This window comes from Paraburkholderia sp. USG1 (genome assembly GCF_031570135.1).
Taxonomy (GTDB): domain Bacteria; phylum Pseudomonadota; class Gammaproteobacteria; order Burkholderiales; family Burkholderiaceae; genus Paraburkholderia; species Paraburkholderia dioscoreae.
The window spans coordinates 190,776-213,912 of the sequence record NZ_JAMWXW010000006.1; the positions used below are offsets into that span (position 1 = coordinate 190,776).

General features: G+C 63.4%; 20 protein-coding genes. 8 read left to right on the forward strand and 12 right to left on the reverse strand.

The genetic code is table 11. The annotated features are described in order from the left end of the window. Positions 1-348 precede the first annotated feature (348 nt). From dalD to NE850_RS10475, 3 genes are all read left to right on the forward strand, one after another. A complete protein-coding gene (dalD, locus tag NE850_RS10465; protein WP_310698718.1) occupies positions 349-1,761 on the forward strand; it encodes a D-arabinitol 4-dehydrogenase in 1,413 nt (470 codons plus the stop codon). 164 nt (positions 1,762-1,925) lie between these two features. Beyond that, positions 1,926-3,407, forward strand: coding sequence for a xylulokinase (gene xylB, locus NE850_RS10470; protein WP_310698719.1), 1,482 nt, complete (start codon positions 1,926-1,928; stop codon positions 3,405-3,407). A 90-nt stretch (positions 3,408-3,497) separates the two neighbouring features. Next, positions 3,498-4,445 (forward strand): sugar-binding transcriptional regulator, encoded by a 948-nt coding sequence (locus NE850_RS10475; RefSeq protein ID WP_007180545.1) that lies wholly within the window; start codon positions 3,498-3,500, stop codon positions 4,443-4,445. A gap of 52 nt (positions 4,446-4,497) precedes the next feature. On the opposite strand, the gene NE850_RS10480 is transcribed toward NE850_RS10475, so the two are convergent. From NE850_RS10480 to NE850_RS10520, 9 genes are all read right to left on the reverse strand, one after another. Next, positions 4,498-4,794 carry a DUF1330 domain-containing protein gene (locus NE850_RS10480; RefSeq protein WP_165186994.1) on the reverse strand — a complete coding sequence of 99 codons (297 nt, stop codon included), beginning with the start codon at positions 4,792-4,794 and terminating at the stop codon, positions 4,498-4,500. A gap of 224 nt (positions 4,795-5,018) precedes the next feature. Next, entirely contained in the window at positions 5,019-5,600 is a 582-nt protein-coding gene (locus tag NE850_RS10485) for a hypothetical protein (RefSeq protein WP_310698720.1), read from the reverse strand. A 142-nt stretch (positions 5,601-5,742) separates the two neighbouring features. Next, positions 5,743-7,497 (reverse strand): cholesterol oxidase substrate-binding domain-containing protein, encoded by a 1,755-nt coding sequence (locus NE850_RS10490; RefSeq protein ID WP_007180542.1) that lies wholly within the window; start codon positions 7,495-7,497, stop codon positions 5,743-5,745. Positions 7,498-7,812: 315 nt separating this feature from the next. Continuing rightward, the gene (locus tag NE850_RS10495) at positions 7,813-8,922 is read right to left on the reverse strand and encodes a sn-glycerol-3-phosphate ABC transporter ATP-binding protein UgpC (RefSeq protein ID WP_310698721.1); all 1,110 of its coding nucleotides are present in this window, start codon (positions 8,920-8,922) and stop codon (positions 7,813-7,815) included. A gap of 96 nt (positions 8,923-9,018) precedes the next feature. After that, the gene (locus NE850_RS10500; protein ID WP_007180540.1) at positions 9,019-9,732 is read right to left on the reverse strand and encodes an HAD family phosphatase; all 714 of its coding nucleotides are present in this window, start codon (positions 9,730-9,732) and stop codon (positions 9,019-9,021) included. Further along, positions 9,729-10,562, reverse strand: a complete 834-nt coding sequence (locus NE850_RS10505; protein WP_232064271.1) for a carbohydrate ABC transporter permease — start codon at positions 10,560-10,562, stop codon at positions 9,729-9,731. The genes NE850_RS10500 and NE850_RS10505 overlap by 4 nt, the downstream gene beginning before the upstream one ends. A 38-nt stretch (positions 10,563-10,600) precedes the next feature. Then, a complete protein-coding gene (locus tag NE850_RS10510; protein WP_007180538.1) occupies positions 10,601-11,536 on the reverse strand; it encodes a carbohydrate ABC transporter permease in 936 nt (311 codons plus the stop codon). A gap of 165 nt (positions 11,537-11,701) precedes the next feature. Next, positions 11,702-13,024 (reverse strand): sugar ABC transporter substrate-binding protein, encoded by a 1,323-nt coding sequence (locus tag NE850_RS10515; protein ID WP_007180537.1) that lies wholly within the window; start codon positions 13,022-13,024, stop codon positions 11,702-11,704. A gap of 71 nt (positions 13,025-13,095) precedes the next feature. Next, the gene (locus NE850_RS10520) at positions 13,096-13,878 is read right to left on the reverse strand and encodes an L-iditol 2-dehydrogenase (protein ID WP_007180536.1); all 783 of its coding nucleotides are present in this window, start codon (positions 13,876-13,878) and stop codon (positions 13,096-13,098) included. Between the two features lie 320 nt (positions 13,879-14,198). Here NE850_RS10520 and NE850_RS10525 point away from each other — a divergent pair, with 320 nt between their 5' ends. The 4 genes from NE850_RS10525 to NE850_RS10540 all read left to right on the forward strand — a co-directional run bounded on the left by NE850_RS10525 (position 14,199) and on the right by NE850_RS10540 (position 17,457). After that, on the forward strand, positions 14,199-14,678 hold the full coding sequence (locus NE850_RS10525) for a Fur family transcriptional regulator (RefSeq protein ID WP_165186998.1): 480 nt from the start codon (positions 14,199-14,201) through the stop codon (positions 14,676-14,678). Between the two features lie 88 nt (positions 14,679-14,766). Then, positions 14,767-15,750: a metal ABC transporter solute-binding protein gene (locus tag NE850_RS10530; protein ID WP_007180534.1), complete on the forward strand. Its 984-nt coding sequence runs from the start codon at positions 14,767-14,769 to the stop codon at positions 15,748-15,750. After that, positions 15,747-16,682, forward strand: a complete 936-nt coding sequence (locus NE850_RS10535; RefSeq protein ID WP_310698722.1) for an ABC transporter ATP-binding protein — start codon at positions 15,747-15,749, stop codon at positions 16,680-16,682. Before NE850_RS10530 ends, NE850_RS10535 begins: the two co-directional genes overlap by 4 nt. Next, complete coding sequence (locus NE850_RS10540) at positions 16,675-17,457, forward strand: metal ABC transporter permease (protein ID WP_007180532.1); 783 nt, start codon at positions 16,675-16,677, stop codon at positions 17,455-17,457. The genes NE850_RS10535 and NE850_RS10540 overlap by 8 nt, the downstream gene beginning before the upstream one ends. Positions 17,458-17,526: 69 nt before the next feature. Here the strand turns inward: NE850_RS10540 and fghA are convergent, their stop codons facing one another. The 3 genes from fghA to NE850_RS10555 all read right to left on the reverse strand — a co-directional run bounded on the left by fghA (position 17,527) and on the right by NE850_RS10555 (position 21,186). Then, positions 17,527-18,378 (reverse strand): S-formylglutathione hydrolase, encoded by an 852-nt coding sequence (gene fghA / locus NE850_RS10545; RefSeq protein ID WP_007180531.1) that lies wholly within the window; start codon positions 18,376-18,378, stop codon positions 17,527-17,529. A 29-nt stretch (positions 18,379-18,407) separates the two neighbouring features. Then, positions 18,408-19,514 (reverse strand): S-(hydroxymethyl)glutathione dehydrogenase/class III alcohol dehydrogenase, encoded by a 1,107-nt coding sequence (locus tag NE850_RS10550; protein ID WP_007180530.1) that lies wholly within the window; start codon positions 19,512-19,514, stop codon positions 18,408-18,410. 226 nt (positions 19,515-19,740) lie between these two features. Beyond that, complete coding sequence (locus tag NE850_RS10555; RefSeq protein ID WP_007180529.1) at positions 19,741-21,186, reverse strand: xylulokinase; 1,446 nt, start codon at positions 21,184-21,186, stop codon at positions 19,741-19,743. 424 nt (positions 21,187-21,610) lie between these two features. Between NE850_RS10555 and NE850_RS10560 the strand changes: the two genes are divergently transcribed. Next, complete coding sequence (locus NE850_RS10560) at positions 21,611-23,020, forward strand: nucleobase:cation symporter-2 family protein (protein WP_007180528.1); 1,410 nt, start codon at positions 21,611-21,613, stop codon at positions 23,018-23,020. The last annotated feature ends 117 nt before the right edge of the window (positions 23,021-23,137 follow it).

Here is a 23,137-nt window from a genome sequence, read left to right on the forward strand (position 1 = left end):
TACTTTTTTGCATTCGGGTTAGTCCTGACGCATCGCATGTCAAATTTGATGCAATGCAATACGCGCGACAATGGCCCGCCATCACGCAAAGGCGCTGCGCGACACGCGCGGAAAAGCCACGCCGCGCCGCGCTGCGCCACAAAAAAGCCTGCTGTGCCGCCTTGACTTTCGTTTCATCGGGTACGATCATTCGCTCACATGCAGAGCAAATGCTCCATTTCAGGAAAACGCTGGGCCACCGCGGGTTTTCTTGCTTCCCAAGGGGGCTGAAGGGAAGCGCCGGGGCGGACACTCACGAGAAAAACGCACGCGTCGAGTCGTGCGAGCAAAGACATTCAGGAGACGCACATGAACAGCGGGCAAGGCAGCGGCGCGGCCGCACACGTGATCCTGCACATCGGCGCGGGATCGTTTCATCGCGCCCATCAAGCGTGGTATCTGCATCGGTTGAACGAGGCCAAAGTGCCCGGCGAACCGCATTGGTCGCTGACGGTCGGCAATATCCGCAGCGATATGAATGCGGTGCTCGAAGCGCTCGCCGCGCAAAACGGCGTGTACACGCTCGAGACCGTCACGCCCCAAGGTGAGCGCGCGTACGAAACGATTCGCTCGATCGAGCGCGTCGTGCCGTGGACCGAAAGTCTCGACGCGCTGATCGAAGCGGGCGCGGATCCGGCCTGCAGGATCATCGCGTTCACCGTTACCGAAGGCGGCTATTACCTCGACGAAGAGGACGAGCTCGACATCGCCAACGCCGATCTCGCCGCCGACCTCGACGGCGGTCACACCACCATTTACGGCGCGCTGGCAGCGATTCTCGACGCGCGCATGAAGCGCGGCGCGGGCCCGGTCACGCTGCAAACTTGCGACAACCTGCGCAGCAACGGCGAGCGCTTCCATGCGGGCATGAGCGAATTTCTCGAACGGCGCGGCGCGGACGAACTGGCGCAATGGTTCGACGACAACACGGCCTGTCCCAGCTCGATGGTCGACCGCATCACGCCGCGTCCCACGCCGGACGTGCGTGAACGCGTCAAGGCCGCCACCGGCGTCGACGACGCCTGCCCGGTGATGGGCGAAGCGTTCATCCAATGGGTGATCGAAGACCGGTTCATCGCGGGCCGTCCGGCCTGGGAAAAGGTCGGCGCGGAACTGGTCGACTCGGTGATGCCGTACGAGGAAGCGAAGATCCGCATTCTCAACGCGCCGCACAGTTGCATCGCGTGGGCGGGCACGCTGGTCGGGCTGAACTACATTCACGAAGGCACGCTCGATGCGGACATCCGCAGATTCGCCTTCGACTACGTCACGGAAGACGTGATTCCGTGTCTCACACCGAGTCCGCTCGATCTCGAACGCTATCGCGACGTGGTGCTCGAACGTTTCAGCAATCCATATATCCAGGACACGAATCAGCGCGTCGCGGCGGACGGTTTTTCGAAGCTGCCAGGCTTTATCGCGCCGACGTTGGCAGAGTGCTTCGAGCGCGGCGTCACGCCGGCGGCGACGGCGATGCTGCCCGCGCTGTTCTTCCGCTTTCTGGAGCGCTGGAACGCCGGCAAGCTGCCGTACACGTATCAGGATGGCGTGATGGATGAGCGCGTCGCGCGGGGCTTTTTCGCAGCGTCCGACCCATTGAAGGCGTTCGCCGCCGACCGGCTGCTATGGGGCAGCATGGCTCAGACGCCGGAACTGGAATCGGCGCTGGGGGGCGCGCTGGCGCGCGTCGACGTATGGCTGCCCAAACGCGGCGCGGTTTGAGCGCCGGCCACATAAACGTCACGCCAACGCCACATTCAATCAGCTCAGCAAGCGCCGCGCAACGCGCGGCATCGAAGCGCGCCGGTGCCAGGCTTAATGCGCATGGCACCGCGCGCCATGTGCGGCTAAAGTAGCGCATCTCTAACGACGAAGGTTCCGCGCCCATGTATCTCGGCATCGACCTCGGCACGTCCGAAGTGAAAGTTCTGCTGCTCGCCTCCAACGGACGCGTGATCGGCACCGCAGGCTCACCGTTTACCGTGTCGCGCCCGCATCAACGCTGGGCCGAGCAGAATCCCGAAGACTGGTGGGCAGGCACGCGCGCAGCGCTCGCCGCCCTGCGCGCCAGATATCCCGACGAGTTCGCGCAGATTCGCGGCATCGGCCTGTCGGGCCAGATGCACGGCGCCGTTCTGCTGGATGCGCAGGATCGCGTGTTGCGGCCCGCGATCCTGTGGAACGACATGCGCAGCGACAAGGAATGCGCAGAACTGACCGAACGCGCGCCGGAGCTGCATAGCGTGGCCGGCAACCTCGCCATGCCCGGCTTCACCGCGCCGAAGCTACTGTGGGTCGCGCGCCATGAGCCCGACATTTTTGCGCGGACCGCCTGCGTACTGCTCCCGAAGGATTACTTGCGCCTGCAACTGACCGGCGGCAAGGTGTCCGACCCATCGGACGCGGCCGGCACGCTGTGGCTCGACGTCGCCAGGCGCGACTGGTCCGATTCGCTGCTCGCGGCCTGCAACATGTCGCGCGCGCAGATGCCGAGCCTGTGCGAAGGCAGCGAGCCGTCGGGCACGCTGCTGCCCGCGGTGGCGCGCGAATTCGGCCTGAGCGACGGCGTGATCGTCGCGGCCGGCGGCGGCGACAACGCCACCAGCGCGATCGGCATCGGCGCGACGCAACCCGGCGACGGCTTCGTTTCGCTCGGCACGTCGGGCGTACTGTGCGTGGTCGGCGACAGCTTCCGGCCGAATCCGGCGTCCGCCGTGCATGCGTTCTGTCACGCGATTCCGGATCGCTGGCATCAGATGAGCGTGGTGCTGTCCGCCGCGAGTTGTCTGCGCTGGGTCTGCAAGCTCACCTCTACCGACGAGCCGACCCTGCTCGCCGAAATCGAGGCGCTCCCGGCCGACGCATTGAACACCGCCCCGCTCTTCCTGCCCTATCTGTCGGGCGAACGCACGCCGCACAACGACCCGTATGCGCAAGGCGTGTTCTTCGGCATGAACCACGCAACCGATCGCGCGCTGCTCGGCTACGCGGTGCTCGAAGGCGTCACGCTCGCGCTCACCGACGGCCTCGACGCGCTGCGTGCGGCCGGCACCGAAGCGAAGGCGCTGTCCCTGCTCGGCGGCGGCGCCCGCAGCGACTACTGGGCGCAGTTGCTCGCCGACTCGCTCGATACCGCAACGCGCAAGCACGGCGGCGGCGAAACCGGCGCGGCGCTCGGCGCGGCTCGGCTCGGCTGGCTGGCGGCCGGCGGCGATCCGGCCACGGTGCTGACCAAGCCGCCAATCGAAAAGGAGTTCACTTCGAACCCGCGCCGCCATGCCGAACTGCGCGTGCGGCTCGAAGCGTATCGCGCGCTTTACCGCCATGTGCGGCCGCTGTTCGACCCCGCACGGCAACCGCTTGCCTGACCGGCAATCCGCAGCCAGCTCACGCGCGAGCCTCAGTCAAGGCGCGCGAACCGGCTGCTATCATCGGCGCACTTCAAGCGAACCGTCACCGTGCCCAAGTCCACCGAAAAATTAGACCTTGCTACCCGCGCCGCGTGGCTCTATTACGTCGCCGGCAATACCCAGAACGAGATCGCCGAAAAGCTCCAGGTGTCGCGTCCGGTCGCGCAACGGCTGGTCGCCTTCGCGGTGGAAAAGAATCTGATTCGCGTGCGCGTCGATCATCAATTGGCCGACTGCCTCGCGCTCGCCGATCAACTGTCGAAGCGCTACGGTCTGAGCATGTGCGAAGTGGTGCCGGTCGACAGCGATACGTCAGAGGAAGTCGACCGCAAGCTGGCGGTAGCGGGCGCACAGGTGATGGAGCGCTATCTCGGCGAGGAAAAACCGATGGTGGTCGCGGTGAGCAGCGGCCGCACGCTGAAGGCCGCCGTCGATCAGATCGCGCAGCTGGACCGTCCGCAGCACCGGCTGGTATCGATGGTCGGGGCGATCGCCCAGGACGGCTCCTCGAACCGCTATGACGTCGCGCTGCACATTTCGGAGAAGACGGGCGGCAAGCATTTTCTGCTGCCGGCGCCGCTGCTCGCCGATAGCGAAGCGGAGCGCGCGCAGTGGTGCAATCACCGGCTGTACCGGATCGTCGAATCGCTGTCGGCGCAGGCCGACGTGGCGTTCGTCGGCATCGGCAATATCGGGCCGAATTGTCCGCTGCACGAAGACGGCTTCATTACGTCGGCGGAAGTGAACGAATTGACGCAGAACGGCGCCGTAGCGGAAATGCTCGGCTTGCCGATCGATTCCGCCGGCGCCCATGTCGAATCGCCGATTGGCCGACGCGTGACGAGCATCGCGCTGGATTCGCCGCCGCGGCGCCCCACCATCGGTTTCGCCGGCGGCGAGCGCAAGCGCGAGGCGCTGATTGCGGTGCTCAAGGGCGGCTGGCTCTCGGGACTGGTCACCGACGAATCGTGTGCGCGGGCAGCGCTCGAAGCCTGAGCAGACGGTTGCCGGCCACCTGACACAGCGCCGAAAGCGGCCCACCGTCGCCTTACATGACCGGCAGGCCTTCGGTGATGATGATGCGATAGTCGGCCCCTTGCAGGCGCGTATCGCTGACGGCCTGATACTCCGGGCTGTGATACCAGGCGAGCGCCTCGTCGTAGCTGGTGAATTCGAGGATCAGGATGTCTTCGATCTCCGGACCTTCCACCACTTCCCTGCGCCCGTGGCTCGCCAGCATCATCACCGGATGCTGCTCGAAGGTTGCAGGCGCAACCTGTTTATATTCTTCCAGTTTGGTGGGATCGAGCGTTTTCTCGCGCGTAATGACGACATAGGCGGGCATGAGCGTTCCAGAGCGTGATGGAGCGGAAAACTACCAGGAAAGCGGCGCGCCCGCCGCTTTCCCATCGTCACGCGGCGAGCACTTCGACGATCTTACGCTGGAATGCTTTCCCTGCGCTGTCGAACAAATGGCAATGCCCGGACGTCGCGCCGAGTTTTCGCGTCTTGCCGGTTCGCGGCGGAACGGCGCAGTGTCGCGCGTGACCGGCTACGTATGCCGAAAATTCAGGTCTGTTTCGGAGACGATCCGCCGCGCAACCACTCGTGTTCGAAGTGGTAGTCCGGCGAGCCGGTGCCGCCAAGCGCCTTGCCAACGCCGGCGACCATTCTGGAAACCGCATAACCCCCGAGATCGGGTGCGAGGTGACAGAGTTTCCCGCAAAGGCCGAACTTGTTGAATAGCTGACCCACCGACGAAACCAGCGGCGTATTCAGCAGGTCATTGCACTTCGACACGCCGCCAATGATCGCTGAACCAATCGAACTCATCGCACCCTTGGCGCTTGCGTCAGCAGATTTATCGGACTTGCCGCATGCAGGAAAAGATGAAGACGTCGACTTCCCGTTCCGGCCGGTGAGCATCGACATCGAGTTCACGGTTGCCGAGTTGGCCAACCGTTCGCCACGTGCCCCAGCGATTGTGCCGACGCCAGCCGTGCTGCTGAATGTGGCGCTGAACCCCGACGCGTACCGCTCAAGTCCATGTCCGCCGGAACGGAGTTCGGCGCGCGGCGCTGCCGAGGCGTTCGAATACATGAATCCCGCGCTAGAAAATGCGTCGATTTTTGTCGAAGTCAGTTGTTGCATATTGATTTCCTTCGTCGATTTACATGCCAGATGGCCCGTCTGGCCGGGTATTGGTCAGCGGCTCGATGACGAATCGCCGCTCAATGGTGTTGCCTGTCGATGTCCAGTACAACTGACCTCGCGGACAGGCTTGCCGCACGGGTCAGGGAAGCAGCGTGTCAAGCAAAGCGGAAGAGAAGACGCGATACGGGTCGTAGCGGTTGAGCGTATTGCGCGCCGTGCTCCAGCTACTCCCCGGCGGTTGACCCTCGGAGTGCAGATTGGGAATCGTGGTGCCGATCATCATGCTGTCCTGCCAGGGCGCGGCATTTGTGTAGGCCCAGCCTTTGGACCATTCGGGACGCACAGTCGCATATGAACCAGCGTAGTTCGACATCATCCATTGCTCGATTTCCCGATAAAAACTGTTCGCCAACGGGGTGCCGGGCAACGTCAAAATGTCGAAGTAGACGGCAATGTTCCACTCGGGATGGTCGGGACGCGGCTTGAGCGCGGCAAGCGACGGCGTAACGGCACCAGGCCCGGCGTCGGCCGTCTGGTCGAGCCCGGTCACGCGGATTTCGACAGGGCCATTCATCGGAAATTCGCCGCGTTGCCTGTAGACGTCGACCCGGTTCTGGTAGAACTGGACGAACTCATAGATGACGCGTTGCACGTCGGCACGCCGGGCAAGCACCGCGTAGCCGTTTGCGGTCACGCGCAGCGTCGAAGGACGGATGTATTGCAGAACGTTGCGCGACCAGCCCCAGATATCGCTACTGAACGTGACACCCAGCCCCGCGACGACGATCCCCATCTGTAGTTGCCCAAAAAGCGGCGTCAGGTAGCGTTCGCCGTCGATCACAATACGTTTGACCAGGTCCGCCAGCGGCTGCGAAATAGAATCCGAAAATGGGTAGTTGTAAGGCTGCTTCACCTCACGCGAGAAGAACGGCCTGCTGGGCTGAACGGACCACACCTTGAGCCACGGGCAACTCGTGAACGGAAACCAGATCGCCTCCATCCGGCCCGAGCGGTCCAGGAACGATTCGATCGTACGCCCCCCTGACTTTGCCGAGGCGAACAGTTCGGATGCCGGAATATCCACATAACTCTGACAGCGCAGCCTCTGGTTGACACCCGCTTCGAGCGTCGCCTCGACGATCAGCGCGCGGCCCAGGTGAACGAGGAACGCCCCGATGTCGGGCTCGGTACGCTTGAAGGTGCGCAGCACATACTGCTGTTTCCGGTCATCGAACACGACCGCCGTAAGCGACAGGATCAAATTGCTCAGCGAACCATAGGTATGCCCCTTCAATGGAGCCTCGCCGGAAGCGGGTATCGCTGTTCCGTGAGCGCCGATCGCAAGAGCGCCGCCTAGCGTGATGTCGCCTGGAGCGGGCGAGGCCGTGACACCCAAACCGGATTGTTCGAGCGTTGCCAGTAGCACTTCCATCGAAATGCCGGCTTGAGCCGTGAAGCGTGCAGGCTGAGATGACTTGTCCACCGATATGGCGTTGAGCGACTTCGTCATGTCGAGCAGGACGACTTGGGAGGCTCCGGTGGTCCGGTCGATCGTCAGCGGCGACCAGTTGTGCATATAGCCGCGAGGCCGGATGCGATAGCCGTTTGCGCGCGCCCAGTTGACGATCGTAACCACGGCGGCGGGCGTATCGGGCGACGCTGTCCAGACATCGGCTACCGCAATTTCACCGCTCCAGTTCTGGAATGCCTGCTTATATAGTGGAATGCCGGCGGGGAAATTTGCCGGAACGCGCGCGGTGTCTTGCGCGCGCGCGGCAATCTGATAGACCGGCGTCCATCCGGTCACGACTCCGGCCACCGAAAGCCGGGCGATATCGGCAATGAATTTGCGACGGGTCGGTGGCTTAAAAGTATCTTGAAGGTCTTTGATCATGTGCGCTCGAGTACCTGTTGCCAGGAAGGGATGTCAGTTCCCATGCTATTTTTTTGAGGCGTACGCGAGGTGATGACTATTCATTACATGGCCATGCCGATCACATTTAAGACTGTTGGCCGGTTGCGACGAATGGTGAGGCAGAGGGGCTAGGCGGGGCATCAACGCGTGCACATGATTCAACCCATCAGGGTTGGCCGAGCAATGAAGGCACGCGTTCCTGATCGATAAAAAAATGCCGCGCTCGACGGCGCGGCAGGGACTCATTGCACAGCTCGGAGGGAGCGAAGCCGCATGGACGCGGCCCCCGGAAACTCACGCAGCTAGCACTTCGACGATCTTGCGCTGGAATGCTTTGCCTGTGCTGTCGAACAGATGGCAATGCTCGGGCGTGGCGCCGAGTTTCTGCACCTCGCCCTTGGTATGCCGCTCAAGCGGTGGAATCCGCGCGATCAGTCCATCCGGCGCGACGCTCGATTCTGCATACAGATACGCCGAGTCGCCGAGCGATTCGACCGCCATCGTGCGGGCCGAGACGCCGTCGTCGGCCATGCCCACATGCAGATGCTCGGGGCGGATGCCGACCGTCACCTTGTCACCCTGCTTGACCGAGGCCGGTTCCACCGCCACGCGCTGCGTCTCGCCGGTTTCGTAGCGTACCGTGACGCCGTCGTGCGTAACCGACTGCACGACACCTTCCATGAAGTTCATCTTCGGCGAGCCGATGAATCCTGCGACGAAGCGATTGGCCGGCGCGTGATACAGCATGGTCGGGCTGCCGACCTGCTCCAGATTGCCCGCCGACAGCACCACGATCTTGTCCGCCAGCGTCATGGCTTCGACCTGATCGTGCGTCACATAGATCATCGTGGTCTTCAGTTCGTCATGCAGACGCGCGAATTCGAGGCGCATTTTCACGCGCAGCGCGGCGTCGAGATTCGACAGCGGTTCGTCGAACAGGAACACTTTCGGCTTGCGCGTAATCGCGCGGCCGATCGCCACGCGCTGACGCTGGCCGCCGGACAACTGCTTCGGCTTGCGATCGAGCAGATGGTCGATGTGCAGGATCTTCGCCGCATTGCGCACGGCGGCGTCGATTTCAGGCTTTTTGGTGCCGGCGAGTTTCAGGCCGAACGCCATGTTGTCGTACAGCGTCATATGCGGATACAGCGCGTACGACTGGAACACCATCGCGATGCCGCGCTTGGCGGGCGGCACATCGTTCATGCGCGTGCCGTCGATGGTGAGATCGCCGCCGCTGATATCTTCGAGGCCGGCGATCATCCGCATCAGCGTCGATTTACCGCAACCGCTCGGGCCCACGAACACGACGAACTCGCCGTCGGCGATATCGAGGTTGATGTCGCGCATCACTTCGTTGTCGTCGTACGCCTTCCGGATGTTGCGCAGAGTTACGCTTGCCATGATGTGTCTCCGTGTAATGCTATGTGTTGCTTGTCCGTTGCTTCGGTAACCTGAGTTTCACAGGATGCCGCATTGATTCGTTGCTCGATGCCGTGCTTACGGCGCGGCCGCCGTCGCGCTCAGCGTCCATTGCGCGACCAGTTCCGGCAACTGCTGCATGTCGTCGAACACGTGACGCGCGCCGGCCGCATGCAGCTTGTCGATCTGCGCGTCGCTCGCATGGCCGCCGCCGATGAAACCGAGCACCGTCATACCCGCCGCGCTCGCCGCAGTCACGCCCGTGACGCTATCCTCCACCACTAGACACCGCGAGGGCGCGAGTCCGAGGCCTCTCGCCGCGGCCAGATAGACATCGGGCGCGGGCTTCGGATTCGGCACCGCGTCTGCGCAGAACAGACGGTCGCCGAAAAACCTCACGAGCCCCGTGCGCACCAGCACCGATTCCACATACGGGCGGAAGCTGTTGCTCGCGCAACCTTTGGTAAGCGGCACCTGAGCGAGTGCGGCTTCGATGCCTTCGACCGTCGGGGCCTGCATCGCGGCGGCTTCAACCGCGCGGCGGATCGCATCGATATCGTCGAGCGTGAGGCTTTTGCCGAGTTGCGCTGCGGTGCCCTGCAGCACTTTCTCGATGCGCAGTCCGAGCAGCGGCAGCACCACCGGCTCGACATCGGTGCCGGGCCAGCGCGTTTCGAGTTCACGCACCAGCATGCGCGCCGCCACGGCTTCGCTGTCGATCAGCACACCGTCGCAATCGCAGATCAGCGCGAAATTAGCCACCGTCGTGCTTCCACTCGTGCCAGCCGTCATTTGACCGCCCCGAACGTGAGGCCGCGCACCAGTTGCTTCTGCGACAGCCAGCCGACAATCAGGATCGGTGCGACCGCCAGCAGCGAAGCGGCGGACAGCTTGGCCCAAAACAGGCCTTCAGGACTCGAATAGGAGGCGATGAACACGGTCAGCGGCGCGGCGTTCGAGCTCGACAGGTTGATGCTCCAGAATGCTTCGTTCCACGACAGGATCACGAGCAGCAACGCGGTGGATGCGAGCCCAGGCAGCGACATCGGCATCAGTAGATAGACGATTTCCTGCCACGTCGCCGCGCCGTCGATCCGCCCGGCTTCGAGAATGTCGCGCGGAATTTCGGCGAAGTACGTGAACGACATCCACACCGCAATCGGCAGATTGATCAGCGTATAGACGATCACGAGACCCGACACCGTATCCAGCAGCCCGCTGTTTTTCCACAGCAGATAGATCGGCACCAGCACGCCGACCGAAGGCATCATCTTGGTCGAGAGCATCCATAGCAGCACTTTCTGCGTGCGGCGGGTCGGGAAGAATGCCATCGCGTACGCGGCCGGCACGGCGAGAATCAGGCACAGAATCGTCACGCCCGCGGAGATCAGCACCGAATTCAACGCGAACGAAAAGTAATTGCTGCGCGCGAACACCTCGCGAAAGCTATCGAGCGTCGGGACGAAAAACAGCGACGACGAATAGGCCTGCTGCTCCGTCTTGAATGCGGTGATCGTCATCCAGAAGATCGGAAAGAACAGCAGCAACGCGACGAGCCACGCGATCACGCCCGGAATGGCGCGGCGAATCGCGGCGAACGGCGACGTCGCCGGCACGGTCATGGCAGTCGAATTCGACACTGGGTTAGAGGCAACATGGCTCATTTTTCGTACTCCCCTTTCAGGTTCTTCGCGAGCATCCGCACGAGGAAGAACGACACGATATTGGCCAGCACGACAGCGAGAATGCCGCCCGCGGAGGCGAGACCGACGTCGAACTGTTGCAGGCCCAGCGAATAGATCAGGTACGACAGGTTGGTGGTCGCGGTGCCCGGACCGCCGCCCGTGGTCGTATAGATTTCGGCGAAAATCGACAGCAGGAAAATCGTTTCCATCATCACCACCACCGCAATCGCCCGTTTCAGGTGAGGCAGCGTGATATAGAAAAACATCGAGAACGGACCCGCACCGTCGATGCGCGCCGCTTCCTTCTGCTCCTGATCGAGCGACTGGATCGCCGTGAACAGAATGAGGAAAGCGAACGGCAGCCACTGCCACGCAACGATCAGGATCACGGCGAAAAGCGGATACTCGGCGAACCAGTCGATCGGCGTCATGCCCAACGCGCGCATGCCCTGCGCAATCAGGCCATATACCGGATGCAGGATCATGTTCTTCCAGATCAACGCGCTCACGGTCGGCATCACGAAGAACGGCGCGATGGCGAGCAACCGCGCAATACCCTGGCCGTAGAACTTGCGATCGAACAGGATCGCCATCAGCACCCCGCCGACCACCGTGATCAGAAGCACCGAGATGATCAGTTCCAGCGTGTGTCCGATCGAAGGGCCGAACGACGGATCGCTGGCGAGATATTTATAGTTGTCGAAGCCGGCGAAGCCTTTGAGATCCGGGTTCAACAGGTTATAGCGCGAGAACGAAAACCAGATCGTCATCGCGAGCGGAATCGCCATCCACAGCACCAGCACCGCGACTGACGGCGAGACTAGCCAGCGGGCGGAATTGGCCTTGCGAGTTTCGCGTTCTTTTTCTGTCTGGGGATGGGCATGCATGAGAGGTAGGCGCAAAGGACGCATGATTGACCACCTGTTCGGTAATGCGCGGGCCGCTGCCTGAAACCGCATGAAAACCGCGGCGACACCCTGCGATGTCGCGGCGCATGCGCAGGCGAAAACGGCCCGCTGTGCTGCGTGGGCCGGCTGACGGGCGTCAGCCGGCGCGTGCCACGTCAGTGACGTGGCTTACTTCTGGTAGCCGGCCTGCTTCACCGCGCGATCTGCCGTGGCGTTGCCCGCTGCCAGCGCCTGGTCGACCGTCATCTGACCGGCAATCGCGCCGGAGATGCTCTGACCGACCACGGTGCCGAACGACTGGAACTCAGGAATCCCGACGAACTGCACACCGGTGTACGGCACCGGCTTGAGCGTCGGATGATCTGGATCCGCCGTTTCGATCGCCTTCAGCACGAAGTCGCCGAACGGCGCGGCCTGCTTGTACTCGGGGCGAGCGTACGTGGATTGACGCGTTCCCGGCGGCACCGAGGCCCAGCCTTCGTCCTTCGCGACCAGTTCAATGTACTGCTTGGACGTGGCCCACGTGATGAACTTCTTCGCCGCGTCGGTCTGCTTCGATGACTTCGGAATTGCCAGCGCCCAGGCCCACAGCCAGTGCGATCCCTTCGGCGTGACCGCGATCGGCGCCGCGGCGAAACCGACCTTGTCGGCGATCTGCGATTGCTGCTTGTTGTAGAGCATGCCGGCTGCAACCGTAGCGTCGATCCACATTCCACACTTGCCGGACGACATCAGCGTGAGGTTTTCGTTGAAGCCGTTCGAGCTCGCTCCCGGAGGGCCGTCTTTCTTCAGCAGGTTGACGTAGAAGGTGATCGCCTTCTTCCATTCCGGCGAGGTGAGCTGCGCGTTCCATTTCTCGTCGAACCAGCGGCCGCCGAAGGTATTCACCACCGTCGTGCCGTAAGCCATGTTCTCTCCCCAGCCAGCCTTGCCGCGCAGACAGATGCCGTAAATGCCGTTGGCCTTGTCGGTGAGCTTGTCGGCGAATTGCGCGATCTGGTCGTAGGTGGGCTGATCGGGCATCTTCAGACCTTTGGCCGCGAACAGGTCTTTGCGGTAATACGTCATCGAGCTTTCGACGTAGAACGGCAGCGCATACAACTGACCGCCGCTCGATAGGCCGTCGCGGGCCGTCTTCACGACGTCGTTCAGATCGTAGTCAGCGGGCAGATTGGTGAGCGGCGTGAGCCAGCCGCGCTTGCCCCATTGCGGCGTTTCGTACGCGCCGATCGTCATCACGTCGAACTGGCCGCTGCCGGTGGTGATGTCGGTGGTGGCGCGCTGGCGCAGCACGTTTTCTTCGAGAATCACCCAGTTCAGCTTGATGTCCGGATTCGCCTTTTCGAATTCGGGCGAGAGCTTCTTCAGCTCGATCATGTCTGGATTGTTCAGCGTGGCGATCGTCACCGTGGCCGCCGACGCGTTCAATGCAAAGCATGCGACAGCGCCGGCACTGACCGCCTTTAGCGTGGATTTGAGGGCTGGCTTCATGTTGTCTCCTTTCTCGTACGTTATGTGGTGCAGCGTTTGTTCTACGAAAATGACGATGAACGGGCGCGGGTTCAACTCATCCAGTTGCCGCCGTCGACGTTCAGGGTTTGCGCGGTGATGTAGTCCGCGTCCGCCGACGCGAGGAACAGCGCGGCGCCGGTCAGATCGTCCGGCACGCCCATGCGGCCGAGCGGCACTGCTTCGCCGACAAGGCGTTTCTTCTCGCCGAGCGGCCGGTTTTCATAGCGGGCGAAGAGCGCGTCTACTTCGTTCCACATCGGCGTATCGACAACGCCCGGTGCAATGCCATTGACATTGATCTTGTGTGGCGCGAGAGCCAATGCCGCAGATTGCGTGTAGCTCAGCACGGCGGCCTTGGTCGCGCAATAGTGCGAGACGAGCGCCTCGCCGCGCCGGCCGGCTTGCGACGACATATTGATGACCTTGCCGCCGTGACCCTGCTCGACCATCTTCCGCGCGACGGCTTGCATCAGGAAGAACATGCCCTTCACGTTGACGGCGAAGAGGCGGTCGAACACGTCCCAGGATTCGTCGAGGATCGGGCGCATATCGAAGAGCGCCGCGTTGTTGAACAGAATGTCGAGCTGGCCGAAACGCTCCAGCGTGCTCGCCACGATGCGCTCGATATCGTCGCGGCGCGTGACGTCGGCGCTCACGGTCAGCACACGATCGCCGTAAGCGGCGCGTAGCGCGTCGCCGAAACTGTCCGCCGGCTTCACGTCGACCAGCACGCAGCGCGCGCCTTCATCCAGATATCGGCGGGCCACGGCTTCACCGATTCCGCTTGCCGCACCCGTCAGAATGGCCACCTTGTCTTGCAATCGTGCTGCCACTGCTTGTCTCCGGTTCGTTTCGCTTCTTGAGGCGCGGTGAGCGAACGCTCGTTGCGCGAACAATTGCTCTGTTTGTGATCGAATGATCGGATACGCACCGGGTCATGTCAAGGCGCCGGAGCAGATTTCGATGGTGCAGCGCGGCAGGAGATGCGCCCGCTTTTTGCTGCCTTGAACCCGCTAATACGAGAAATCGAAGACGGCCCATCTGCTTTCCACTTACCCGCTGACAAAAAATCGAGATACGTTATATCATTGCGACCTCACTTCGCTTCGAAGCCTTTGCCGCTTGATCGCCTTTTCGTCAGGAGCACCTTGCGATGGCTACATCGATTGCAGAACGCCATGCCGTGCGGCTCGCGCATGCCGAAGCACACGCCGCGTTGCACGGACTCGCGCTGACGCCGCTGCGTCGCCAGGTGTATGCGGCGATCGTTGCCAGCGAGCGGCCGATCGGCGCTTACGAACTGCTTGACGCGCTCGAACCGCAGCGCGGCCGCATGCCGCCCACGACCGTCTATCGCGCGCTGGACTTCCTGCTCGCGCATGGCTTCGTCCATCGGATCGAATCGAAGAACGCGTTCGTGGCCTGCTGCGAAGTCGGCGTGCCGCATCGCAGCCAGTTCCTGATGTGTGACGGCTGCGGCGCGACCGTCGAGATTCCCGGCGACGACCTCGCCGAACAGTTGTCGCATAGCGCGCCGGCGCACGGCTTCGAAGTGCATCGCCAGGTGATCGAACTGAGCGGGCTATGCGCGCGGTGTGTGCGCGCGGCGCGGCCCGCCGGTGCTTCGGCGTGAAGTGATGCGCCAAGCCAGCCGGCATGAAGCCGGCGCGCTCTTCCCAACGTTTGTGATTCTTTCAACTCTCACGCAGCAGGACACAACAATGCAGAAATTCGGCTCGATATTGAACGGGGCGCACCGCGCGCTGAAATTGTCGAAGTACGTCGCCGTGAGCGTCGCCGTGCTCGCGTTCGGCCACGCGGCAATGGCCGCGGATGCCAGGATTCCAGTGGTCGCGGCGGAGAATTTTTACGGCGACGTGGTGCAGCAACTAGGCGGCGATCGCGTCGACGTGACGAGCATCCTCAGCAATCCGGACCAGGATCCGCATCTGTTCGAAGCCAGCCCGAAGACCGCGCGCGCGTTGCAGCATGCCAGCCTTGTGGTCTACAACGGCGCCGACTACGATCCGTGGATGGCAAAATTGCTGGCTGCGTCGAAGGGCACGAAGCGCGTCACGATCGTCGCCGCGGATCTCACCGGCAAGAAGAGCGGCGACAATCCGCACCTCTGGTACGACCCGGCGACCATGCCGAAAGTGGCGCGCGCGGTGAGCGAAGCGCTCGTCGCGGCTGACCCGGCGCACAAGTCGGCGTACGATGCGAACCTCGCGAAGTTTCTCGATTCGCTGAAACCGGTCGACGCCAAAATCGCCGAGCTGCACGGCCGCTACGCGGGCGTGCCGGTCACGGCTACCGAGCCGGTGTTCGGCTATATGTCCGACGCGGTGGGCCTGACAATGCGTAATCTGCGCTTCCAGCTTGCCACCATGAACGACACCGAAGCCAGCGCGACCGATATCGCCGCGTTCGAAAGCGATCTGCGCGAAAAGCGCGTACGTGTTCTGATCTATAACAGCCAGGCAACCGAGGCCCTGACCAAACGCATGTTGAAACTCGCGCAGCAATCCAAGGTGCCGACCATGAGCGTCACCGAGACCGAACCGGCCGGCAAGACCTATCAGACGTGGATGCTGTCGCAGCTCGACGCGCTGGGCAAGGCGCTGGCCGTGGGCGAGGCAAACGGCGCAAACGGAGCGGGCGGCGCGAATGCGGCGGCGCCAGGCGCGAAAGGAAAAACTCAATGACTCTGACTGGCCGCAGCGCATCTGCGCGCGCCCCCACCACCGCACCCGTGCTCGAACTCGAGCAGGTGACGCTCGAACTCGGCGAGCGCACGATTTTGCGCGACACCGGCTTCGTGGTGAATCAGGGCGAATTCATCGGCGTGCTCGGGCCGAACGGCGCGGGCAAGACGACGCTGATGCGCGCTGTGCTCGGTCTCGTGCCGGCCGCCCACGGCGTAATCCGCGTGCTGGGCCAACCCGTGGAGCGCGGCAATGCGTCGATCGGCTATATGCCGCAAACGCGCAGCGCGCTCGCCGGACGCCGCGTGCGCGGCCGCGATTTCGTCGCGATGGCCGCCGACGGTCATCGCTGGGGCTTGCCCTATGCGAACGCCGCCACCCGCGCCGATGTCGAGCGTGTGCTGGATCTGGTGGACGGACGCAAGCTGGCTGAGCGTCCGCTGTCCGAGCTGTCGGGCGGCGAGCGTCAACGGCTGCTGCTCGCGCAATGCCTGCTCGGCAATCCGAAACTGCTGTTGCTCGACGAACCGCTGATCAGCCTGGACCCGCATCATCAGAAGAGCGTGGTCGAACTGGTGCGGCACGTGCAGCGGGAACTCGGCATCGCCGTGCTGTTTTCGGCGCATGAGTTGAATCCGCTGCTGAACTCGATCGACCGTGTGCTGTATCTCGGCAGCGGCGTGGCGGCGCTCGGCACCGTCGATGAAGTGATCACCCGGCCGGTGCTGTCGCGTCTCTACGGTTCGCCGATCGACGTGATGCGCGTGAACGGCCGCATCTTCGTGATGTCGGGCGACGTCGAAGTCGAGAAACACGATCACGAGCACGAACACGACGAAAACGGCGGCCACAGCCACTCGCACGCTCATTCACATGCGCATGGCCACTCGCACCAGCACGACTCAAGCGACGGACACACGCACGATGTTTGAATACGATTTCATGGTGAATGCATTCGCGGCGTCGGGGATCGTCGCGGTGCTGGCCGGCGTGGTCGGGTATTTTCTGGTGATGCGCGGACAGACCTTCGCGGGCCACGCGCTCTCGCACGTCGGCTTCACCGGCGCGACCGGCGCGGTGCTGATCGGCATCTCGCCGATCTGGGGGATGATCGGCTTCACGCTCGCGGCCGGCGTCGGCATGGGCGCGCTCGGCGAACGCCTCGCCGGCCGCGATGTGGCGATCGGCGTGATTCTCTCGCTGTCGCTCGGCTTCGGCTTGCTGTTTCTGCACTTCTTCACCGCGTACGCAACCCAGGTCACCGCGCTGCTGTTCGGCAACGTGCTCGGCGTGAACGCGTCGACGCTCGTGGTGCTGGCGGCCCTGGGCGTGGTGAGCCTGCTCGCGCTCGCCGCAATCATGCGGCCGCTGCTGTTCGCTTCGTTGCAGCCGGAACTGGCCGAAGCCAAGGGCGTGTCGTTGCGCCTCGTGTCCGTGCTGTTTCTCGCGATTGCGGCGCTCGCCGTGGCGGCGTGTACGCAGATCGTCGGCGTACTGCTGGTGTTCACGCTGATGGTCGGGCCGGCCGCCGCCGCGCAAAACGTGACGACGCGGTTGTCGGCCGGCCTCGTGCTCGCCGCCGTGTTTGCGCTGCTGCAGGCGTGGCTCGGTCTGACTCTCGCGTTCTACACCGATTGGCCGACGAGCTTCTGGATCACCGTGCTGTCAGCGCTGGTGTATGGCGGGAGTTTGTTGAAACGGCGTTGAAGCAAGACGAAAACGAGGACGAAGGCGGCGGAGCATCTGCACGCCGCCGCCTTCGTCCCGCGAAAGACTTCAACCGAGCAGCACCTTCGCGTGATGCGCGAGATGATCCTCGATGAAAGTCGTGATGAAGTAGTAGCCGTGGTCATACCCCGCGTGACGGCGCAGCGTCAGCGGCTGACCCGCGGCCTGGCAGGCGGCTTCGAACACGTCCGGGTTCAACTGCTCCGCGAGGAACTGATCCGCGAGCCCCTGATCGACCAGAATCCCTGCCGAAAACTTGCGCGCCGCATGCGCGACCAGCTCGCTCGCGTCGTACTGCTTCCACGCTTCGCGGTCTGCGCCCAGATAACCGCTAAACGCTTTCTCGCCCCAGGGGCAGCGCGTCGGCGCAGCAATCGGCGCGAACGCCGATACCGACCGATAGATCTCCGGATTACGCAGCGCCAGCATCAACGCGCCGTGACCGCCCATTGAATGTCCGAAGATGCCGAGACGCGCGCCATCCACCGGCAGATTCGCGAGCACCGTTTCGCGCAGCTCGTCGCGCACGTACGAGTACATGCGATAGTGCTGCGCCCATGGCTGCTGCGTAGCGTCGACGTAAAAGCCCGCGCCCACGCCGAAGTCCCACGCCGCGCTTTCGCCCGACACGCCCGCGCCGCGCGGACTGGTGTCCGGCGCGATGAGCGCAATGCCGTGCTGCGCCGCGAAGCGCTGCGCGCCGGCCTTGACCGGGAACGTCTCTTCCGTGCACGTGAGACCCGCGAGGTAGAACAGCGCGGGCACGTTCGCATTGGCTTGCAAAGCCTGCGGCGGCAGATAGATGGAGAAGCGCATCGGCAGGCCGATGGTCTGCGAGTCGTGCCGATAGATGCGCTGCTCGCCGCCATGACAGGCGTGCGACGACAGAAGTTCAAGCATCGCCATGCTCCTCGTTGTGCTGCATTGGATCAGTACAGCACGACCGAGCGGATCGACTCGCCCTTCTTCATCAGATCGAAGCCCTCGTTGATACGTTCGAGCGGCAGACGGTGCGTGATCAGGTCGTCGATATTGATCTTGCCTTCCATGTACCAGTCGACGATCTTCGGCACGTCCGTGCGGCCACGTGCGCCGCCGAACGCCGAGCCTTTCCACTCGCGGCCCGTCACCAGCTGGAACGGACGCGTGCTGATCTCCTCGCCCGCCGCCGCCACGCCGATGATGAACGACTGGCCCCAGCCCTTGTGCGTGCACTCCAGCGCCTGACGCATCACCTTGGTGTTGCCGATGCACTCGAACGAATAGTCCGCGCCGCCATCGGTGAGTTGCACGATGTGGTCGACCACGTTCTCGACTTCGTTCGGGTTGATGAAGTGCGTCATGCCGAACTTCTTCGCGAGTTCGACGCGGCCCGGATTGAGGTCCACGCCGATGATCCTGTCCGCGCCTACCATTTTGGCGCCCTGGATCACGTTCAGGCCGATGCCGCCGAGACCGAACACCACCACGTTCGCGCCGGCCTCGACCTTGGCCGAATACACGACCGCGCCCACACCCGTCGTCACACCGCAGCCGATGTAGCAGATCTTGTCGAAGGGCGCGTCTTCACGCACCTTGGCGACCGCGATTTCCGGCACGACGATGTAATTCGAAAACGTGGACGTGCCCATGTAGTGGAACAAAGGCTTGCCGTCGATCGAGAAACGCGAGGTCGAGTCGGGCATCAGACCCTTGCCCTGCGTCGAACGGATTGCCTGACAGAGATTGGTCTTGCGCGACAGGCAGAACTTGCACTGCCGGCATTCCGGCGTGTACAGCGGAATGACGTGGTCCCCCTTCTTCAGCGTGCCGACACCCGGACCGGTGTCGACGATCACGCCCGCGCCTTCATGGCCGAGAATCGCCGGGAAAATGCCTTCCGGATCCGCGCCGGAGAGCGTGTAGTAATCGGTATGGCAGATGCCCGTGGCCTTCACTTCGATCAGGACTTCACCGGCGCGCGGACCTTCCAGATCGACTTCCTCGATCGTCAACGGTGCGCCGGCTTTCCATGCGATTGCTGCTTTGGTCTTCATCGTGAATGCTCCTGTGAGTCTGTCAATGCAAGGCGCGTTGCGTGCCCAGAACCCTGCGGCGCGCACGTGCTGCGATTCGATACTGCGGTTGATGCGTGTGCCACCCCGGGGGCGAACCTTGCCGCCGCCACCCGGCGCAGTGCGCCGAGCTACACCTTAGCGTGCGAAACACGTAATGGTATTGCAAAGTGCGTCACTGCATTGTCTGAACCTGACATGAATTCGCTCACCGCGAATGCGTGCCGGCGAACCATGTTTCGACGCGCCCGTAGAGATCGAGAAAACGTGCGTAGCGTTCGGCGAGCGCTGCATCGTCTTGCGGACCGGCAACACGTACCGCGCCGGGCGCGAGCGCGGCGAGATCGCGCGCGTGCCAGTGTCCGCTCGCAAGGCCGCCGAGAATGGCCGCGCCACGCGGCGCCGCGTTCGGACAATCGACCGCATGCAGCTCGACGTTCAACGCATCGGCGAGCAACTGGCGCCAGTGCGCGTCGATGGAACCGCCGCCCGCCAGCTTCAATGTTGTCACCGTCGCGCCGCTCGCGCGAATCGCGTCGAGGCCGGCGCGCAGCGAGAACGCGACGCCTTCGAACGCGGCGCGCATCATCGTGCCGCGCGTGTGATCGAGGGCAAGGCCGAGCCAGCCGCCGCGCGCCATCGGGTTGAGCCAGGGTGTGCGCTCGCCCGTGAGGTAAGGCAGGAACGTGAGGCCGGGTGCAGCGGTTGTGCTCGCGCCGGCTGCGTCGCCGAACGCGTCACGATACGCATCGGCCCATTCATACGATAGCCAGCCGCGGACCCGTTCGAGCGCAATGCCGACGTTCTGCATTGCCGCCATCCGATACCAGTGATCGCTCGCCGCCCGATAGCGATGCAAGCCTCTGACCGCCGCGGGCGCACACTCGGCAAGCACGACGATTTGTCCGCCGGTGCCGGTGCTCAGCAAGGCGTCGCCGTCGCGCGCGAGTCCGCTGCCGAGTGCGGCGCACGGCGTATCCGCTGCGCCCGTCGCGAGCACGATGCCGGCGCGCAAACCCAGAGCCTGTGCCGCCTTTTCCGATAGCACACCACCCGCGGCATAAGACGGCGCCAGCGGCGCGAACCACTCGCGCGGAATGGCGAGCCGATCAAGTAGCGCCACGTCCCACATGCCGGCCGGATCAGCGAGCGCGGTGGCGCAGGCGTCGGAGGGATCGGTCACGACCGCGCCGCCCAGCGCGACGCGCAGCCAGTCTTTCGGTTGCAGCGCCCAACGCGTGCGGCTCGCGGACTGCGGTTCGTGCAACACGATCCAGCGCAGCAGCGGACCAGCCATGCCCGGCGCAACCGGATTCGGCTGCGGCTCGGGCCACGCGTCGAGCAAGGCCAGCGCGCGGGTATCGGGCCACAGCATGGCGGGCCGTACGGCCTCGCCCGTTTCGTCGATCAGCACGACGCCGTGCATCTGGCCGGAAAAGCCAATGGCCCGCACCTCGCGGCGCAGACCGTCAGGCAAACGCGCGGCGGCTTCGCACAGCGCGCGCCACCACGTTTGCACCGACGTCTCCGCCCAACCCGCGTGCGGCGTTTCGATTGCATAAGCGACGCTCGCCACTGCCTGCTCGCGACCGTTTTCGTCGACGATCGCTACTTTGAGAGAGCCGGTGCCCAGGTCGATGCCGAGAAAACTCATGGATGATCGAGCGTGAAATTGGAATCGAGATGAGCGCGCGAAAGCGTGCCCGAAAGCTGTATTTTTTCACCAGCGCAGCGCTTCGGAAACGCATGCAGATGCCCGCCGGCAATCCTGAATCGCGGGTTAACCCACCCGCGCCGCGAGCCGCATCAAAACAGGACTATGCGGCGAGCGGGATACACCTCATTGATTCTCACACATATCACGCGAAGCCGGGCTTGCGCGACACACGGCCTCGCATCCCCCCTGCAAGGGGCTGACCGCCAATGAACCCGGTCCGCACATTGATATTGGCTTTCAAAAGGCGCGCACGCATATCGTCACCGGGAATGCCGGAATAGGCTCCAGCGGTCTTGTTGCGCCTTTTCGTCCCCGATACCTTGGAGCCATCCCAAAAACCAAGATGGTGGAGACAGACGATATGCAATCGAACACGGTTCACCCGTGCGACGAGCGACTGCCCGCAGGCCAGTTGCTCACCCTCGGCATCCAGCACGTTCTGGTGATGTACGCCGGCGCGGTCGCGGTCCCGCTGATCATCGGCGCGGCACTCAAGTTGCCGAAGGACCAGATCGCCTTCCTGATCAGCGCCGACCTGTTTTCCTGCGGCATCGCCACGCTGATCCAGACACTCGGCCTGTGGATCTTCGGCATCCGCCTGCCGGTCATCATGGGCTGCACGTTCGCGGCCGTCGGTCCGATGGTCGCGATCGGCACCAATCCTTCGCTCGGCATTCTCGACATCTTCGGCTCGACGATCGCGGCCGGTATCGTCGGTATCCTGCTCGCACCGGCGGTCGGCAAGTTGCTGCGGTTCTTTCCGCCGGTCGTGATCGGCGTGGTGATCTCAGTGATCGGTCTGTCGCTGATGGAAGTCGGCATCAACTGGGCGGCCGGCGGCGTGGGCAATCCCGATTACGGCAATCCGGTCTATCTCGGCCTCTCGCTGATCGTGCTGATGCTGATCCTGCTGATCAACAAGTTCGCCCGGGGCTTCCTCGCCAATATCTCGGTGCTGCTCGGCATTGTCGCGGGCTTCGTGATCGCGCTGGCGCTCGGCCGCGTCAACATGGAAGGCGTGACGCACGCACCGTGGGTCGGCTTCGTCATGCCGTTCCACTTCGGCCTGCCGCACTTCGACCCGCTGTCGATCGCGACGATGGTCACCGTGATGTTCGTCACCTTCATCGAATCGACCGGCATGTTCCTCGCGGTCGGCGACATGGTGGATCGTCCGGTCGATCAGAAGACGCTGGTGCGCGGTCTGCGCGTGGACGGCCTGGGCACGCTGATCGGCGGCATCTTCAATTCGTTCCCGCATACCTCGTTCTCGCAGAACGTCGGCCTGATCGGCGTGACCGGCGTGAAGAGCCGCTTTGTCTGCGCGATGGGCGGCGTGATCCTGGTGCTGCTGGGCCTGTTCCCGAAGATGGCGCAAGTGGTCGCGTCGGTGCCGGCCTTCGTGCTCGGCGGCGCGGGCATCGTGATGTTCGGCATGGTTGCGGCGAACGGCATCAAGGTGCTCTCGAAGGTCGACTTCGTGAAAAACCACCACAACCTGTTCATCGTCGCGGTCAGTATCGGCCTGGGTCTCGTGCCGGTGGTGTCGCCGCACTTCTTTTCGAAGCTGCCGCCGGCGCTCTCGCCGCTGCTGCATAGCGGGATTCTGCTGGCTTCCGTGTCGGCGGTCGTGCTGAACCTGATCTTCAACGGCGTGAAGAGTGAGAAGAAGGCACGCTGCGAGATTCGCACCGCCGGACACGATTTCGACGGACGCGGCGACAACGAACCGCGACGCGACGAGATGCTGCGCGCAGCGGATCTGCACTGAACGGTACGCAATCCGGCGCCGCGCGAGCAATGTCGCGCGAGCGCTGAGCACAAAAAAACGCCACGGCATGCCGTGGCGTTTCTCATGTGACTGGCTGCGCAAAACGGCTTCATTGAA